The sequence below is a fragment of the Mailhella massiliensis genome (assembly GCF_900155525.1).
Classification (GTDB): Bacteria; Desulfobacterota; Desulfovibrionia; order Desulfovibrionales; family Desulfovibrionaceae; genus Mailhella; species Mailhella massiliensis.
The window spans coordinates 450,407-468,222 of the sequence record NZ_LT706951.1 but is presented as its reverse complement, the minus strand read 5'-3'; the positions used below and the strand labels follow the sequence as shown (position 1 = coordinate 468,222).

12 protein-coding genes and 1 pseudogene are annotated in these 17,816 nt (G+C 59.5%); 10 read left to right on the top strand and 3 right to left on the bottom strand.

Annotated elements, in window-relative coordinates; all coding sequences use genetic code 11:
* Nucleotides 1–30 precede the first annotated feature (30 nt).
* The 6 genes from CZ345_RS07740 to speB all read left to right on the top strand — a co-directional run bounded on the left by CZ345_RS07740 (nt 31) and on the right by speB (nt 7,599).
* Nucleotides 31–849: a DUF1786 family protein gene (locus CZ345_RS07740; protein ID WP_083717226.1), complete on the top strand. Its 819-nt coding sequence runs from the start codon at nt 31–33 to the stop codon at nt 847–849.
* Nucleotides 846–1,361 (top strand): DUF456 domain-containing protein, encoded by a 516-nt coding sequence (locus tag CZ345_RS07735; protein ID WP_077072580.1) that lies wholly within the window; start codon nt 846–848, stop codon nt 1,359–1,361. The genes CZ345_RS07740 and CZ345_RS07735 overlap by 4 nt, the downstream gene beginning before the upstream one ends.
* A gap of 68 nt (nt 1,362–1,429) precedes the next feature.
* Nucleotides 1,430–2,203 (top strand): RNA methyltransferase, encoded by a 774-nt coding sequence (locus CZ345_RS07730; protein WP_239446642.1) that lies wholly within the window; start codon nt 1,430–1,432, stop codon nt 2,201–2,203.
* Between the two features lie 214 nt (nt 2,204–2,417).
* Entirely contained in the window at nt 2,418–3,530 is a 1,113-nt protein-coding gene (locus CZ345_RS07725; RefSeq protein WP_077072579.1) for an efflux RND transporter periplasmic adaptor subunit, read from the top strand.
* A complete protein-coding gene (locus CZ345_RS07720) occupies nt 3,527–6,634 on the top strand; it encodes an efflux RND transporter permease subunit (protein ID WP_077072578.1) in 3,108 nt (1,035 codons plus the stop codon). Before CZ345_RS07725 ends, CZ345_RS07720 begins: the two co-directional genes overlap by 4 nt.
* Nucleotides 6,635–6,723: 89 nt before the next feature.
* Nucleotides 6,724–7,599 (top strand): agmatinase, encoded by an 876-nt coding sequence (gene speB, locus CZ345_RS07715; RefSeq protein WP_077072577.1) that lies wholly within the window; start codon nt 6,724–6,726, stop codon nt 7,597–7,599.
* Between the two features lie 445 nt (nt 7,600–8,044).
* On the opposite strand, the gene CZ345_RS07710 is transcribed toward speB, so the two are convergent.
* Nucleotides 8,045–8,482, bottom strand: a complete 438-nt coding sequence (locus CZ345_RS07710; RefSeq protein WP_077072576.1) for a MarR family winged helix-turn-helix transcriptional regulator — start codon at nt 8,480–8,482, stop codon at nt 8,045–8,047.
* 344 nt (nt 8,483–8,826) lie between these two features.
* Here CZ345_RS07710 and nifJ point away from each other — a divergent pair, with 344 nt between their 5' ends.
* The 3 genes and pseudogenes from nifJ (at nt 8,827) to CZ345_RS07700 (ending at nt 13,023) form a co-directional block, all read left to right on the top strand.
* On the top strand, nt 8,827–12,354 hold the full coding sequence (gene nifJ, locus CZ345_RS07705) for a pyruvate:ferredoxin (flavodoxin) oxidoreductase (protein WP_077072575.1): 3,528 nt from the start codon (nt 8,827–8,829) through the stop codon (nt 12,352–12,354).
* Between the two features lie 123 nt (nt 12,355–12,477).
* Nucleotides 12,478–12,579: pseudogene (locus CZ345_RS17780) on the top strand (rubredoxin-like domain-containing protein); the annotation flags it as partial.
* Between the two features lie 75 nt (nt 12,580–12,654).
* Nucleotides 12,655–13,023, top strand: coding sequence for a ferritin-like domain-containing protein (locus CZ345_RS07700; RefSeq protein WP_476738453.1), 369 nt, complete (start codon nt 12,655–12,657; stop codon nt 13,021–13,023).
* A 1,453-nt stretch (nt 13,024–14,476) separates the two neighbouring features.
* Here the strand turns inward: CZ345_RS07700 and CZ345_RS07695 are convergent.
* Both CZ345_RS07695 and CZ345_RS07690 read right to left on the bottom strand, forming a co-directional pair.
* Complete coding sequence (locus CZ345_RS07695) at nt 14,477–15,214, bottom strand: esterase family protein (RefSeq protein WP_077072574.1); 738 nt, start codon at nt 15,212–15,214, stop codon at nt 14,477–14,479.
* Nucleotides 15,214–16,404 carry an ATP-grasp domain-containing protein gene (locus CZ345_RS07690; RefSeq protein ID WP_077072573.1) on the bottom strand — a complete coding sequence of 397 codons (1,191 nt, stop codon included), beginning with the start codon at nt 16,402–16,404 and terminating at the stop codon, nt 15,214–15,216. The genes CZ345_RS07695 and CZ345_RS07690 overlap by 1 nt, the downstream gene beginning before the upstream one ends.
* 284 nt (nt 16,405–16,688) lie before the next feature.
* Between CZ345_RS07690 and CZ345_RS07685 the strand changes: the two genes are divergently transcribed.
* The gene (locus CZ345_RS07685) at nt 16,689–17,813 is read left to right on the top strand and encodes an A/G-specific adenine glycosylase (RefSeq protein ID WP_077072572.1); all 1,125 of its coding nucleotides are present in this window, start codon (nt 16,689–16,691) and stop codon (nt 17,811–17,813) included.
* The last annotated feature ends 3 nt before the right edge of the window (nt 17,814–17,816 follow it).

The window sequence follows — 17,816 nt, the reverse complement described above, 5'->3', positions numbered from 1 at the left end:
GCTCGGCCCCCCGGCCGCGCATAGAAAACCATGTCTGACTTTTCCATGATGAACGACGCGCCCCTTACGGGGCCGACTCTTTTACTGGACAACGGAAGCCGCCGCACGGCGGTTCTTCTGGCTCTGCCGGGGACGGCCCCCTCCGCATGGCCGCGGACCATGCTTGTTTCCGGGCATCCTGTGGACGGCGCTCTGGAATTTCTGAACTCCTCCCGCCTGCCCATGCCGGAACTCACGCTCGTGTGCGGCATGAACGCCGCCTCCGGGGAAGAAGAAGCCCGGGGGGCGCGCATGACGCGCTGGAGAGATGAGCTTCGCCGCACCGGCGGAAACACGGAACTCTTTCTCAGGGAGGAACTGCCCGGCTGGGAGGTCTTCCCCCTCATGGCCGAAGCGAAAAAGACCTTTGGAACGGTTCTCGGCGCGGACGGCGGCATGGCCGCCGTGCTTTTTGCCCTGAGTCTTGAAAAAGTCCGCGACCGCTCCTGGCAGGAAGGAGTAACCGTGCTCTGGGCGGGGGAAAGGCATATACAGGCCTTCATGATCTATCAGGAAAAGCTGCTCGGACTGTATGAACAGCATACGGGCATACGCCGCGATGCGCTCCTTGCCGACCTGAACGACCTGCGCCTGAACTGGCTTCCCGATGAAAAAGTGCGCGCGGAAGGCGGCCACGGCTGCATCTGCGGCGATTTTCCCGCCGAAGCGGAAGGGTTCCGTCCCACATGGATACTGGGACCGGAACGCCGTTCCCTGCAGGGCATGGGCAGGCTGTTCACGTCCGAAGCAGAAGGCTATGAGCGCTGCTTCGGTCTGCTTTTCGGCCTTACGCGCAGAGAACGGGCATGAGCTTCTTTTTCGCCGCCCTTCTTCTGCTGGCGCTCGGCGTGTGCGTTCTGCTCAACCTCATCACCCTGCCCGGCAACTGGGCCATGGTGGCCCTTGTGACGGCGTGGGCGCTGCTTGTCCCGGACAGCGGCATGGGCGCGGCCTTCTTCATCCCGTTCATCGGCCTTGCCGTGGCCGGAGAAGCCGTGGAATTCGGCGCGCAGCTCTGGGGAGCGAAAAAATACGGCTCCTCCAAAGTCTCCACAGTCGCGGGCATGATCGGCACCATCGCAGGCGCCATGCTGGGCGCCCCCTTCCTCTTCGGGCTGGGAGCCGTTTTCGGCGCGCTCTTCGGCGCATGGGCGGGCTGCCTTCTGGCCGAGCTTCTTCTGCGCCGCCAGCCGTATCCGCTGGCCATGCGCGCCGCACAGGGGGCGTTCGTAGGCAGATTCCTCGGCATGGTCATCAAATTCGGCCTCGGCATGGCCATGCTGGCGCTTACCGCCTCCCATGTCTGGCCCACGAATATCTAAACCGCGCGCCGGGAGGCGCACGATACCTTCATTCATAAAAGGAGCGGGCCTTCCTGCCCGACAACGCCATGAAACAGTCTCCTGAAATCTTTGCCATGATGCAGAAACTGCGCCTTGTTCTGGTGCGTACCAACTTCCCGGAAAACATCGGCATGGCCGCCCGGGCCTCGGCCAACTTCGGGCATTCCCCCCTCTATCTCGCCGAACCTCGCCGCTGGGATTATGAAAAGGCTCTGCCCACCGCCACCAGTCAGGGTCGCCCGCTGCTCGATTCCATTACCGTCACCTCCTCCGTGCACGATGCGGTGGCTCCGTGCACGCTGGTCATCGGCACCACGGCCCGCACCGGCGGAGCAAGGCAGCAGCTCATCATGCCCCGGCAGGCTGCCGCGGAAATAGCCCGGCGTCTCGCCCTGGGGGAAGAAGTGGCCATCATGTTCGGCCCGGAAGACAGAGGTCTCAGCAACGAAGATCTGGAACACTGCGGCAGGCTCGTTTCCATCCCCACCGCGCCCGATGCCTCCTCCCTGAACCTCGCGCAGGCCGTGCTGCTCATGATTTATGAATGCTATCTGGCTCTGCCCGATACCGCGAAAATCGACAGCCACCCCAACCTGTCGCGCCGCGTCACCAGCGAGGAGAGGGAATTCTTCTTCCATGCGTTCAAGAACATGCTCATGGACATAGGCACCATTCCCAGAGACAACCCCGAGCATTTCTTCCTGCCCCTGGCCCGCTTTTTCGACAGGGCGGATCTGCGCCGCCACGAAATGGACATCTTCATGGGCATCTGCCGCCAGATGGCGCATCTTGCGCACAAGGCCGGGGAAAAGAAGAACTGACCGCAGAGCCTGCCGGAACCCGGAAAAGCCCTCGGGTCGGGAAACGGGTCCGGGCCGGATTCCCCTCCGGCCGCCCGCGTTCCCGCGGCGCGCCGGGAAAAAGGACGCGGCATGTGCCGCGAAGCGCATCATACTCCTCTTCCTTGACAGGAAAAATTCTCTCTTCGTATACAAGTGATAGAGTCATACCAGTAAAAGTTCGCCAGGAGTGCCCATGTCCGCTCGAATTTTCCTCTGCCTCGTCTGTGCCGTGCTGCTTTCCGCATGTTCCGGTGAAAATAAGGAAGCCAAAAAACCGGCGGTGCGCACGGCGCTGGTCACGCTTGCCGTATCCGAAATACGGGACGTGCCCTACAGAATAGAGGCCGTAGGTACGGTGGAACCTTCCGCAACGGTAAACATCGTTTCCCGTACGGGCGGAGAGCTTCAGCAGGCGCTCATCAAGGACGGCGAGCGGGTGCAGGAGGGGCAGCTTCTTTTCGTCATTGAAAAGGAGCCGTATGAAATTGCGCTTCATCAGGCGCAGGCGAGACTGGAAAGCGACAGGGCCAAACTTGCCAAGGCCAAAGACGACTACGCCCGCGCCCTGAAGATGAAAAAAGGCGGATTTTCCAGCGCGGCGGAGGCCGATGCCTCCCGCGTGACCATGGTCAGCGCGCAGGCCGACGTGCGGGAAGACGAGGCTGCGCTGGAAAAGGCCGAACTCGACCTTTCCTACTGCGAAGTCCGCGCTCCCATGAGCGGAAGAGCGGGCGACGTCAAGGTGGATACGGGCAACGTGCTCACCGCGCAGACGCTCCTTGTCGTGCTGGACGCCTTCCAGCCTGCAGACATCACCTTCAGCATCCCGGAAAAGCACCTTCCTCTGGTGCGGCGCAACGTGCGTGAAACGGGGCTCCGGGTTTCCGCCGCAAGCAAGGACGGCAAGCCCCTTCAGGGCGACGTCATCTTCGTGGGCAATGTGGACCCCGATACCGGTACCGTGCCCCTGAAGGCCCGTTTCGCCAACGAAGACGTATCGCTGTGGCCCGGAGAATTTCTCCGCGTGGGCCTGACGCTCGACACGAGAAAAAACGCCGTCACCGTTCCGAGCCGCGCCGTGCTTCTCGGGCCGGACGGCCCCTTCGTCTATGTGGTGGGGGACGACCGCATCGCCCGCATCCGGCTGGTGACTACGGACGTGGAAAACGAGGGCGTCACCGTCATTTCCAGCGGCCTTGTCCAGGGAGAATCCGTGGTTCTTGAAGGCCATGTCCGCCTGAAGGACGGTATGCCCGTACGTCTGCAGGAACCCGCACTCGTGCCCGCCGGGGGAGAACGCTCATGAACATGTCGACGCTGTTCATCAAAAGGCCCGTGGCCACCACGCTGCTCATGATGGGCATACTCATCTTCGGCTGGATGAGCTATCTGCGCCTGCCGCTGAGCGAAAACCCCAATATCGACTACCCCGTCATCATCGTTTCCGCCACGCTGAGCGGCGCTTCGCCGGAAACCATGGCAACCTCCGTGGCCAAACCGCTGGAAAAGCAGATTTCCACCATTTCCAGCGTCAAGAACATGACCTCCACCAACAAGCTCGGGCGCACCATGGTCCGCGTGGAGTTCGAACTTGACCGCGATATCGACGGCGCGGCGCTCGACGTGCAGTCGGCCATTTCCATTGCCTATTCCCGTATGCCGGAAACCATGACGCAGATGCCCCGCTTCATGAAGCTGGACCCGGACTCCCTGCCCGTCATACAGATAGCGCTCACCTCCAACACTCTTACCCGGCAGCAGCTTACCGACTACGCGGAAAACTACGTTTCCCAGCGTCTTTCCATGGTGGCGGGCGTTTCCAAATCCGACGTGCGCGGCGCGAAGCGCTATGCCGTGCGCGTGAACCTCAGGCCCGACCTCATGCAGGCCCGCGACGTAAGCGCGGAAGAAATACGCAACGGCATAGACGCGGCCAACGTCACGCTTCCCACCGGCAAGCTGGAAGGCAGAGACCGCATCCGCAACATCAAGGACAACGGTTCGCTGGTCAGGGCCGAGGATTTCGCGAAAATCGTGGTGGCATGGCGCAACGGCGCGCCCGTGCGCCTGAGCGACGTGGCCGACGTGGAGGAAGGCGTGGAGGAAACCAACCAGGCCAGCTTCATCAGCGGCGATCCGGGCGTCATCGTGCAGGTGACGCGCCAGCCCGGCGGCAACACCGTGCAGATCGTAAGCGATATTCTCGACCTGCTTGCCGACATCGAAAGCACCCTGCCCCCCTCCATCGACATGGCCGTGGTGGAAGACACCTCCATTCCCATCAAGGAATCCGTGGAAGAAGTGGAGTTCACCCTTCTTCTGACCATACTCCTGGTGGTTCTGGTCATTTACCTCTTCCTGCGCGACGGCATGGCCACCATCATTCCCAGCCTTGCGCTGCCGCTTTCCGTGGTGGCCACCTTCCCGCTCATGTTCTTCGCCGGATTCAGCCTCGACAACATGTCGCTCATGGCCCTCATTCTGGTGGTGGGATTCGTGGTGGACGACGCCATCGTCATGCTGGAAAACATCATACGACACAGAGAAATGGGCAAATCCCCCCTGACGGCCGCCATGGACGGCGCGGGGGAAATAGGCTTCACCATCCTTTCCATGACCGTCTCCCTGGGCGCGGTGTTCATTCCGCTGCTCTTTCTGCCCGGCACCGCAGGCCGCATGTTCTTTGAATTTGCGGCCGTCATCATCATCGCCATTTCCATTTCCTTCTTCATTTCCATCAGCCTCACGCCCATGATGAGCGCCATCTTCCTTACGGATCAGTCGGTGCATCTCAAGCATTCGGGCTTCAAGGCCGCCATGGAGCATGTCTTTCTCGGGCTGCTTTCCCTGTATTCCCGCAGTCTTTACTGCGTGATGCGGCACAAGTTCCTCACCTTCCTGGGGTCGCTTGCGCTCATCGGGGCCACCTGGTGGCTTTCCACCCTGGTGCCTACGGGCTATTTCCCCGCCATCGACGGCGGCCGTATCCGCGTTTTCGCCAAGGCCGAGGAGTCCATTTCCTTCGAAGCGCTGACGCGCGCGGTACAGCAGCTGCATCCCATCATTCTGGCCGATCCCGCGGTACGCAGCTTCACCACCACCATAGGCGGCGGCACCAGAGCCGACACCAACACCGCCAACATCATGGTGCGCCTGAAGCCCGTGTCCGAACGCGAAAACATCAACGTGGTCATCGAACGCCTCAGAAAGGCGCTCGGCAACAACCCCACCCTCATGGTTTCCCTGAGAAACGCCAACATGCAGGGAGCGGGCGGCAGCAGCACCGGCATATATACCTACACTCTGGTGGGCAGCAACACTCAGAAACTCTACGACGCCGCCCGCGAAGTGGAAGAAGCCCTGCACCATGTCAAAAGCGTGCGCGATATCGGTTCCGACCTCCAGCTCATGAACCCTTCCATCCGTCTCATCGTGGACAGAGACAAGGCCACCATGCTGGGGGTGACGCTCTCGCAGATTGAAAACGCCCTCTATTCCGCCTTCGGTACCCGCGAAATCTCCACCATCTACACGGACGTGAGCGACTACACCGTGAAAATGGAAGTGCTGCGCGAGCTTCAGGACAGCGCCAGTATTCTGGACGGCATCTACCTGCGCTCCAGCAAGGGCAAACTGGTGCCTCTGGAAACGCTGGTCACCCGTCAGTTCGAAGCAGGCCCCCTTTCCGTGAACCACAGAGGACAGTTCCCGGCCGTGAGCATTTCCTTCAACGTGGCCGCAGGCTATGCCATGGGCGAAGCCATGGCCGATGTGGAACGTGTGGCAGGCGAACTTCTGCCCGCCTCCGTGTCCGGCAGCCTTACCGGTACGGCGCAGGACTTCCAGGATTCCGTGCGCGACATGATACTCATCATCATCGTGGCGCTCATCCTCATCTACATCGTGCTCGGCATTCTGTATGAAAGCTTCATACACCCCATCACCATTCTTTCCGGTCTGCCTTCCGCCGGATTCGGCGCGCTGTTCTGTCTCTGGCTCTTCGATTCGGAACTGAACATGACGGCCTTCGTGGGCATCATCATGCTCATCGGCATCGTGAAGAAGAATGCCATCATGGTGCTGGACTTCGCCCTCGCCGCGGAAAGAAGCGGTTCCATGGGGACGGAAGAGTCCATCGTGCAGGGCTGCCTCATCCGCTTCCGGCCCATTCTCATGACCACGCTTGCGGCCGTCATGGGCGCGCTTCCCCTGGCCTTCGGCATCGGCGCCACCGGTGCGGAAGCCCGTCAGCCCATAGGTATCTGCGTGGCCGGCGGCCTTGTGTTCTCGCAGCTCGTCACGCTCTACATCACCCCGGTGTACTATGTGTACCTCGACAACCTCGGAAAATGGGTAAGCCGCCACATGCGCCGCATCTTCCGCAAGAGTCTTGCCGCACAGGAACAGTAAGGCGGAACGCGGCCCCCCCGGACAAAACGGAAGAACGGCGCGGCCATGCTCCGCCGTTTCCCCACCGTCAACAAGCTTCAGGAGTTCTCATGCTGAAAGAATACGAAAACCGCTTCCTTTCCTCGGAAGTTCCCGCCGTTCCCGCCGACAAGGCGCGCTTTCACGTCATTCCCGTGCCCTATGAGGCCACGGTAAGCTACGCGGGCGGCACGGCCCGCGGCCCGGAAGCCATTCTCGAAGCCTCCGACCAGCTGGAGCTGTATGACGGCACGAGCTTCCCCGGAGAAGGCGGCATCTTCACCCAGCATCCCGTGGACTGCTCCGGCAGGCCGGAAGAGGTCATGGAAAACGTACGCCGCGCCGTGCTTGCGGCGCTGGATGCGGGTGCCATGCCCGTGGTGCTCGGCGGGGAACATTCCCTCACCTACGGGGAAATGGTTGCTCTGAAGGAGCGTTTCGGCACCTTCGGCGTGGTGCAGTTCGATGCCCATGCCGACCTCAGAGACAGCTATGAGGGAAGCCGCTGGAGTCACGCCTCCGTCATGCGGCGGGCCGTGGCGGATCTTGAGCTGCCCCTCGTGCAGCTCGGCAACCGCATTTTCTGCAGTGAGGAAATGGCGGCGCGCAAAAAGCACGGCGTCGTTGCCTGGGACGCCCCGCTGCTCTGCCGCAGGGGCATCCCCGAAAAAATCCTGCCCGACGGCTTTCCTGAAAACATCTTCATCACCTTCGACGTGGACGGACTCGATCCTTCCATCCTCCCGGAAACGGGCACTCCCGTTCCCGGAGGGCTCGGCTGGTATCAGGCCCTGGATCTTGCGGAAAAAGCCGTGGCCGGGCGCAATCTTCTGGGCTTCGACGTGGTGGAACTTGCGCCGCGGGAAGGTCACATCGTTTCGGACTTCGCCGCCGCAAGCCTGACCTACGCCCTTATGGGCATTGCGGAACGTTCCCGCAGAAAGTGACCTGAAGGCCGGGGACGGCTGACGGCGGAACCGGCGCCGCAGCATGTGCCCCGGCCTCAGGGCAGGCACGATTTCCCCTTTCAATCATCCCCGGCCCGTTTCCGAACCAGGTTTTTCCGTACACGACAGGTACAGAAACGCGCAGCCGCCCCGCATCATCTCCTCGAACGGAACACTTCCCCGCCTTCCACGCTCCGCCCTCAGCCTCCTTCATATCCGCAGGCAGGAGCAGACCTGCGGGCAAAGCGGAATTCCGTGCCGGATACGCCTCTTCCCGCTTCCCGTGCGGGTTCTCTCCTCCCGCAGACACTGTGGGGAAACATGACGTACCACCGGGAAGAAAAGCTGTCCCGGCCCCTGCGCTTCACGGATGCCGCACCGGGGCGGACCGGAGAAAGCCCGTTTCAGGCTGCCCGCGCGGCCTGTTCCGGGACTCCGCTCCCTCCTACAGATACCTTTCCAGATTGCCTTCCATTTCCGCCAGAACCTGCATACAGGCTTCCCTCCGGTCTTCCGATATGGCGGCAAAGAGCCGCTTCTCCATCACGGCGTAGGCCTTGCGGAACTGCAGAAGCGCGTCGCTGCCCGCCGGGGTAAGCCCCACAAGATAGCTCCGGCCGTCGCCGGGATTGGGCTTTTTGAAGACGTAACCGCCCTTTTCCAGACTGTCCGTCGCCTTGGTGATGGAGGACTTGGGTCTTTTAAGGGCAACCACCAGCTCCGTCACGGGCTGTGCCATGCCAGCCTGATGCAGATGTTCCAGCACGGCCCCGTGGGAGGGGACCAGATCGTCCACTCCCTGCCGGAGCAGTTCCAGCTGAATGATGCGATGTGCCCGGACAAGAATCCGGCTGAGCCTATCGACGGAATCGCTGTAATCCATGTTTCCCCCTTGAGCGGACGCAACGCCCGCAGAGATTTTTCGCCCGCAAGCAGGCCCGCCCCTCCATCCTTGCCTCTTTCCGGGGTACCGGTAAATGATAATTTCGTTTTTTATTCTTCCCCCGGACGCCCGGCCATCTTTACGGAACATGAGTTTTTTGATATCTTGGGAGAGGAAAAACGGTTGATTGTTTGCTCAAACAGTATTAGTTTCCTTCCGTGCGGCCGCAGGGCACGCGAATCACGCCTGCCCGTTCCTGTTGCGGCCGTCAGATTATGGCGTATCACCGCGTTTCACGCGGGCATTTTTCCGCCGCATGGCGGGCATCCTATGAGGAGGACTTTATGGCTAAACACATGAAGACTATGGACGGCAATACCGCCGCCGCGCACGTTGCCTACGCCTTGAGCGACGTTGCCGCCATCTACCCCATTACGCCCTCGTCCGTCATGGGCGAACTGGCCGACGAATGGTCCGCCAAGGGCCAGAAGAACCTGATGGGCCAGACGGTCGCCATCCGCGAAATGCAGTCTGAAGCCGGCGCCGCCGGCGCCGTGCACGGTTCTCTGGTTTCCGGTGCGCTGACCACCACCTTCACGGCCTCTCAGGGCCTGCTGCTCATGATCCCCAACATGTACAAAATCGCCGGTGAACTTCTTCCCGGCGTCTTCCATGTTTCCGCCCGCGCCCTGGCTTCCCACGCCCTGTCCATCTTCGGTGATCATCAGGACGTCATGGCCGCCCGCCAGACCGGCTTCGCCTTCCTGTGCTCCAACAACCCCCAGGAATCCATGGACCTCGCTCTGGTGGCTCACCTCGCCGCCATCGACTCCAGCGTTCCCTTCTGCCACTTCTTCGACGGCTTCCGTACCTCTCACGAAATCCGCAAGATCGAAGTCATCGACTACGAAGACATCCGCAAGGTCGTGAACTGGGAAAAGGTTCAGGAGTTCCGCGACAGCGCCATGAACCCCGAACATCCTCATCAGCGCGGCACCGCCCAGAACCCCGACATCTACTTCCAGAACCGCGAAGCCTGCAACCCCTACTACAATGAAGTGCCCGCCATCGTGGTTGAAGCCATGAAGCGCGTCGCCTCCATCACCGGCCGCAGCTACAAGCCCTTCGACTACTATGGAGATCCCGAAGCCGACCGCGTGGTCATCGCCATGGGTTCTTCCTGCGACGTCATGGAAGAAGTGGTGGATTACCTCAACGCTCAGGGCGAACGCGTCGGTATCATCAAGGTCCGTCTGTATCGTCCCTTCAGCGCCCAGCACATGCTGAACGTTCTGCCCGCCACCGTGCAGACCGTCACCGTGCTCGACCGCACCAAGGAACCCGGCGCTCTCGGCGAACCCCTGTATGAAGACGTCTGCACCGCCTTTGTGGAACACGGCGATCAGATCCGCGTCTTCCCCAAGATCATCGCCGGCCGCTACGGCCTCGGCTCCAAGGAATTCACCCCCGCCATGGCCAAGGCCGTGTTCGACAACATGCTGGTCGCCTCTCCCAAGAACCACTTCACCGTGGGCATCAATGACGACGTGACCAACCTGTCCCTCGAAGTGGGCGCCGACATCGACACCGTGCCTGCCAACACCGTGCAGTGCAAGTTCTTCGGCCTCGGCTCCGACGGCACCGTGGGCGCCAACAAGGACGCCATCAAGATCATCGGCGACAACACCGACATGTACGCCCAGGGCTACTTCGCCTACGACTCCAAGAAGTCCGGCGGCTTCACCGTGTCGCACCTGCGCTTCGGCAAGTCCTACCTCAAGTCCTCCTATCTGGTGAACCGCGCCGACTTCATCGCCTGCCACAAGGACTCCTACGTCCACATGTACGATGTGCTTGAAGGCATCAAGGAAGGCGGCACCTTCCTGCTGAACTCCAGCTGGCACACCGTGGAAGACATGGATCGCGAACTGCCCGGCCAGATGAAGCGCACCATCGCCCAGAAGCACCTCAAGTTCTACAACGTGGACGCCGGCAAGGTGGCTGCGGAAGTGGGTCTCGGCAACCGCATCAACATGGTCACGCAGACGGCCTTCTTCAAGCTGGCCAACGTGCTGCCCATTGACGAAGCCATCGGCTACATCAAGGCCGCCATCAAGAAGACCTACGGCAAGAAGGGCGACAAGGTCGTCAACATGAACATCGCCGCCGTGGACAAGGCCCTTGAAGCCCTCACCGAGATCAAGTATCCCGAATCCTGGGCCGACGCCGTCGATACTCCTTCCATCTACAACGACGCCGATCCCTACATCGCCAACGTGGTTCGTCCCATCCTCGCCCAGAAGGGCGACTCCCTGCCCGTGTCCGCCTTCGATCCCACCGGCATCGTGCCCCTCGGCACCACCGCCTGTGAAAAGCGCGGCGTAGCCGTGGCTGTGCCCGAATGGGATGCCACCAAGTGCATTCAGTGCACCCGCTGCTCCATGGCCTGCCCCCATGCCGCCATCCGTCCCGTGCTCGCCACGGAAGAAGAACTCGAAGGCGCGCCTGAAAGCTTCGTCACCATCGACGCCATGGGCAAGGAACTCAAGGGCCTCAAGTTCCGTATGCAGGTCTACGCTCAGGACTGCCTCGGCTGCGGTTCCTGCGCCAACGTCTGCCCCGCCAAGGAAAAGGCTCTGGTCATGAAGCCCCTGGAAACCCAGCTGGACGCCCAGGTTGCCAACCTCAAGTTCGCCGAAGAAAACATCACCATCAAGGACGATCTGGTGGATCGCAACACCCTCAAGGGTTCCCAGCTCTGCCAGCCCCTGCTGGAATTCTCCGGCGCCTGCGCCGGCTGCGGCGAAACTCCCTACGTCAAGCTGCTCACCCAGCTCTTCGGCGAACGCATGGTCATCGCCAACGCCACGGGCTGCACCTCCATCTGGGGCGGCTCCGCTCCCACCACGCCTTACTGCCAGAACAAGGACGGCCACGGTCCGGCCTGGGGCAACTCCCTGTTTGAAGACGCGGCCGAATACGGCCTCGGCATGCACGACGCCTACAAGCAGCGCCGTGAAGGCCTGGCTCTCGCCTGCAGCGAAGCTCTGGAACTGCCCGGCATCAGCGACGGCCTGAAGAACGCCCTGCAGGGCTGGCTCGACAACAAGGACGACGCCAAGCTCTCCCGTGAATACGGCGAAGCCATCCTCGACGAACTCACCGACGTGGAAGACAGCGAAGTTCTCGAAAAGCTCTGGACCATGCAGGATCTGTTCACCAAAAAGTCCTTCTGGGTGTTCGGCGGCGACGGCTGGGGCTACGACATCGGTTACGGCGGCCTTGACCACGTCATCGCTTCCGGCGCCGACATCAACATCTTCGTGGTCGACACCGAAGTGTACTCCAACACCGGCGGTCAGGCCTCCAAGGCCACCCCGCTCGGCTCCATCGCCAAGTTCGCCGCTGCCGGCAAGCCCGTCCGCAAGAAGGACCTCGGTCGTATGGCCATGACCTACGGTTATGTGTACGTTGCCAGCGTGAGCATGGGCGCGGATATGAACCAGGTGCTCAAGGCCTTCAAGGAAGCCGAAGCCTACCATGGTCCTTCGCTCATCATCGCCTACGCTCCCTGCATCAACCAGGGCATCCGCAAGGGCATGGGCCGCAGCCTCGAAGAAGCCAAGCTCGCCGTGCAGACCGGTTACTGGCCTCTGTACCGCTTCAACCCCACTCTCAAGGAAGAAGGCAAGAATCCCTTCGTTCTTGACTACAAGAAGGCTCCCGACGGCACTCTGGAAGAATTCCTGCTCGGCGAAAACCGCTACGCCCAGCTGGAAAAGGCCAAGCCCGAACTGGCCAAGCAGCTGCGTGCCACTCTGGCTCAGCAGTACCAGGAACGATTCGACGAGCTGACCGAACTGTCCAAGTAATCTGAAAACCGGGGGCGGAGAGATTCTTTCCGCCCCCTCTGCGTTTTATGCCGGGCGGAAGAACTTTTCCCCTCCGGCAATCGGGGCCCTGCGCCCCTTCTCATCCCACCAGGAGATATGATCATGAAAAAGTATGTCTGCCCTGTCTGCGGCTATACCGTTGAAGCGGAAAGCCTCCCCGAAGGTTTCGTGTGCCCCCAGTGCAAGGCCCCCGGCTCCAAATTCCGCGTGGAAGAAGGCAACGCCGGCTTCGTGACGGAACACCATGTGGGTGACGGCAAGGTGGAAGACGCCGACATCATGGAAGAACTGCGCGCCAACTTCACCGGTGAATGCACCGAAGTGGGCATGTACCTTGCCATGAGCCGCCAGGCTGAACGTGAAGGCTATCCCGAAATCGCCGACGCCTTCAAGCGCTATGCCTTTGAAGAAGCCGAACACGCCGCCAAGTTCGCCGAACTGCTCGGCGAAGTGCTCGTGCCCTGCACCAAGACCAATGTGAAGATGCGTGCCGAAGCCGAAGCCGGCGCCTGCGCCGGTAAGATGGAAACCGCCCGCAAGGCCAAGGCCAAGGGCTACGACGCCATCCACGACACCGTGCATGAAATGGCCAAGGACGAAGCCCGCCACGGCGCCGGTTTCGCCGGCCTGCTGAAGCGCTACTTCTAATGCTTTCTTTCCGGCGCGGGCCTGTCCCGCGCCGACTTCTGCGACGCCGTCCGCGCCCGGAGACTTTTCCCCGAATCTGCAAAGCCGATCCCTCCGGCTTTCTTCGACATCGTTTTTCCCGGAAATTCCTGTTCCTCGGGAAAACGGATTCTGCTGAGGAAAACGCTCTCCGTGTACGGACGGCGTAGGTATTTTTCACCTTTCTTTTCCCCCGGGAACGACCGTACAAACTCATTCTTCCGTGTTGAACATCTTTTGTTGAAAAGTCACGCTTTTTCCCGACCCCCCACGACCATCTTTCGCAAGAACAAATCGCACGGCGTTTACGCTTGATGCAGGCAAAAGAGTACCTGCCGACCGCCGTGCCAGCCATGTCGCATCAGCGTTACGGTCAGGAATCTTCTCCGGGGAGTGCAACACTCCATTTCGTTCACGCGGCATGGCGCAAACAGTGCCGCCGGAGCCCCGTCAAAAAAGTTTCGTTTCCTCCAGAGCGGAAGTATTCCCCCTTTCCACCGTACATATCATCGCCGCACGGCGTCATCCGCTTCCGTCCGGTTCCGACGCTTTCCTTCGCATCATGGAATGCCGGGAGTCCAGAAAAACCTCGCGAAGAAGGGATTGCCGTTGCAAAGAGCCTCTCCAAGGGAAGGATACGTCCGTTTTCCTGCCCCCACGCCTTATTTTCTCCCTTTCCGCCCCGCGATTGATCAGAGACATGCCCTTTCATCCGACCCCGTGGTCCCGTCGGACGTTTTTCGTTTGCCCGGCAGGAATCTGCTCCCCTGTTGCCTTTTGAAGGGACAGTTTCGTTCATCCCCTCCTTGTCAGCCCTAGGATTTAACAATTTCCATATATTATGAAAATCATATATCTATTCCAGTTTATATTTCCATTACACTCTACCACAAAACTTGATGTTGGATTGCGTTTTTAATACTTTTCAATATATTCTCTACTGTCATCCGTTGAATTTAATCCCATTCCTGGAATATTGACCCATAAATCATATATTTTTTCATAATCAGTTATGGACATTATCCTAGTTTATCATGATACAGAAACCTCCGAAAAGTCCGATTCTTCCATTCCACCACAATCCGAATGCCGGAAACTGCCTGTTTTTTTACTGAAGTTTCCTTCTTTCGGATATGCGGATATGCGAAACGAACGGTTATTCAGCTGTAGACCCAAGGTAGTTCAGCACCGGGCGGCACATTGAAAAACGAATAACCTGCCGAAACGAAGCATCCCGGCCGGAGAAAAACACAGCAAACGATTTCGGGACAAGTTGTCCCGAAGCTATGGGGAAAACGAGCCTACGCCGGAGCACTCCGCAGGAGTTCACAGACGGCGGAACACAGAAAGGACGGAAAGAAGAACAGAGAAAGCCGGACGCTTCATACGCCCGGCTTTCCGTATGGGAAAACGACCGCCATTCCGACGGATGTCTTCACAGTATCTTGTTCAGAAAATAAGGGAACTGCCTGCGCCACCAGGGCCAGTCATGATCCACGTCACGGCCCCAGAAGTCGATGAAGGCGCGTATGCCTTTTTCTTCAAAAATCTTCCGTACCATGGTCGTGGTGCGGATCATTTCCTCCTCCCAGGCCCCCTGTCCCGTGCACACATAGATGGCGCGGGCATTGAACATGGGAATATAGGCATGATCCAGCGCAATCCCTGCCATATAATCCACAATGGAGTTGTTGTAGAGGTTGGAATCCATGTAATCGCCGAAGAAGTAGCGCGCATCATACGCGCCGCTCAGGGCGATGACCCCGTGGAACAGATCCGGACGCCGCAGAAAGGTATTGAGCGCATGGGTGGCCCCCATGCTGCATCCCATGGTAATGGGAGCCTGATGCGTACCGTTCATCTGAAGCATGAGGGGCGTGAATTCTTCCGTACAGTAACGGAACCACAATTCCTGAAGCCAGGCCCGGCGGCCTTTGTCGCCGTCCCTGTCGGACCAGGTTTCTTTGTCAATGGAATCCATGCAGAAAAGCTGAACGCGACCGGCTTCTATATGCTCCGCCACGGTTTCAGGCATACCGAATTCATGAAAATCGGTGCAACGCCCGTTCTGCGTAGGAAAAACCATGACCGGCCTGCCCGTACGTCCGAACACCACAAACGGCAGTTCCCGACCCAGAATACGGCTGTACTGGCTGTGACGCCTGTATTCCATCAGCAGGTCTCCTGCACGAAACGGATGAATTCATCCTTCTGCTCGGCGGTATCCAGAATGGCCGTCCACTGATGGTTGCCCATGGCGCCGGAAATGGCCTCGGGAATATCCAGATCCATCACGATGCGGCCTGCATAGCGGGAACGGATTTCCTCCGGCGTGTGCGCATAGGGCTTGCCGTCGCGCCTGCCCGCATACACGGCGAAGAACTTCTGTCTGTCCAGATCCACAAACGTCTTGTCATGGGTCACCATGTCGGCCCAGATGGAATATACATCCACGCTGTTGGCATAGTTGAACATATCCGGCGTCCAGCCGCCCGCAGGACGCATGTTCACCTCAAGCGCCACAAGTTCGCCCTTTTTCGCAAGGCCGGGCTTATCCTCCCTGAGCCGGAAAAACTCCAGATGGAAAAAACGGCTGCGGACATTGAAAGCCTTGATGGTATTGCGGCCCGCAAGTCTGAGATCGTCGGGCAGATTGCTGGCCGTGTAGTAGGCAAGATGATCCTTGTTGTTCACGATATCGGCAATGGAGGGCGGCCAGGAAGTACAGGTCTCGAAAATGACGTTGGCCCCGGAATCGGAAATGCCGTCATACGACCAGATATCTCCGCTGAGGTATTCTTCCATGATATAGGGCACGTTTTCCTTGCCCGCATAGAAGCGCTCCATTTCCTCATCGCTGGAAATCTTGTAGCTGCCCGAAGCGCCCATGCCGCCGTCCGGCTTCACAAACACGGGATAACCCACCTCGTGGGCAAAATTCTTGCCGTCCTCAAGATCGTCGATGAGATGCCAGCGCGCCGTCGGGACTCCGGCCTCCTGATAGAATTTCTTCATGGCCGACTTGCGACGTACATTGGCCACTTCCGCTCTGCTCATGCCGGTTCGTATATTGAAGTCGTCACGCAGGCGGGCATCCTGACTGAGCCAGTACTCATTATTGCTTTCCACCCAGTCGATACGCCCGTGCTTGAAGGTAAGAAAGGCCATGGCACGGTACACCTGATCGTAGTCCTCAAGGGAGTCCACACGATAATATTCCGTAAGGCACGCCCGAAGCTCCGGGGAGAGAGCGTCATAGGCCGTATCGCCTATGCCGAGGACATTCACGCCGCGAGCCTTCAGGCGATCGCAAAAATTCCAGTATGACTGGGGAAACTGTGGAGAAATAAAAACAAAATTCATAACGATCCTCTCTGCGGACGATACTTCCGCCCGTATGCTCAAACAGGCAACTGGTACAGTCTGCTTATTATGAAGCACTACACCATAAAAAGCAATCGTTCCTCGACGCCCTCCGGGAATTCCGCCGTCATCGGAACGAAAAAATCCCTACTCCCCTGCGGAAATCCCCTTTCCCGCCCTTGCTTTCAACATGTTTCTTCCGCTTCCCCATATGCACGGGGATTTCTTTTAAAACTTTCCGTCACGCCCTTGTAAGCCCCGTGCTTGCCGTATATACTGCCCCAATGTTTCAGGTATTTTCCCAAAGTGACGTCACCGCGCTGACAGAAGCGCTGCTTGACTGGTTCGTGGCGCACAAACGCCCCCTGCCGTGGCGTGTTCATTACACGCCCTATGAGGTCTGGATTTCCGAGGTCATGCTCCAGCAGACGCAGATGGAACGGGGCGTTTCCTACTTCCAGCGCTGGATGAAGCGCTTTCCCTGCGTCAGCGATGTGGCCGAAGCGCCGGAAGAAGAAATCCTGCGCTATTGGGAAGGTCTCGGTTACTACCGTCGGGCCCGCTTCCTCCATCAGGCCGCCAAGGCCATGGTGGAACGACATGGCGGCGAGGTTCCCTCCACCCAGGAGGAGCTTTCCTCCCTTCCCGGACTGGGAGAATACACGGTGGCGGCCATTCTCGGCATTGCCTACGAACAGGACATCGTCACCATCGACGCCAACGTGGAACGGGTGTTCTCCCGTCTGCTCAATATCGACACTCCCGTGAAAAAACATCCTGCGGCCGCCTTCATCAGACAGGAAGTCCGGCGTTTTCTTCCCTCCGGGCAGGCCAGACTCTACAACCAGGCGCTTATGGAACTGGGAGCGCTGATCTGCGGAAAAGCGCCGCGATGTGCGCTCTGTCCTCTGGCACGATGGTGCGAGGCCCACAGACTGGGCCTTGCCAGGGAACGCCCCGTTGCGGAAAAAAAGAGCGCCGTCATTCCTGTGAGTTCCGCCCACGGCATACTGCTCTGTCAGAAGCATGTGCTCCTTGTTCAGCGCCCTTCGGGCGGCCTGTGGGGCAACATGTGGGAATTTCCCGGCGCCGTGGTACAGACCTCCACTCCGCAGGAAACCCTGCTGCAGCGGCTTGCCGGAATGGGTATTGCTGCAGAAATCCTCGCGCCTCTGGGCGAAGTAAGGCATAACTATACCAATCACAGGCTTACGGCCCATTTCTTCCGCGTGGCGGCGGAGCAGGAACTCACCGTGAAAGAACTTTCCGCTCTTCTCGGCGACATTTCTCACCGTTTCGTCCTCTGGAACGAAACGGAATCCCTTGCCATGCCGGCTCATCACAGGAAAATGGCCGAGCGCTATTTTCTCAGAAAACCCCGCCCTGCGGCGGAACAACTTCCTCTATAAAGA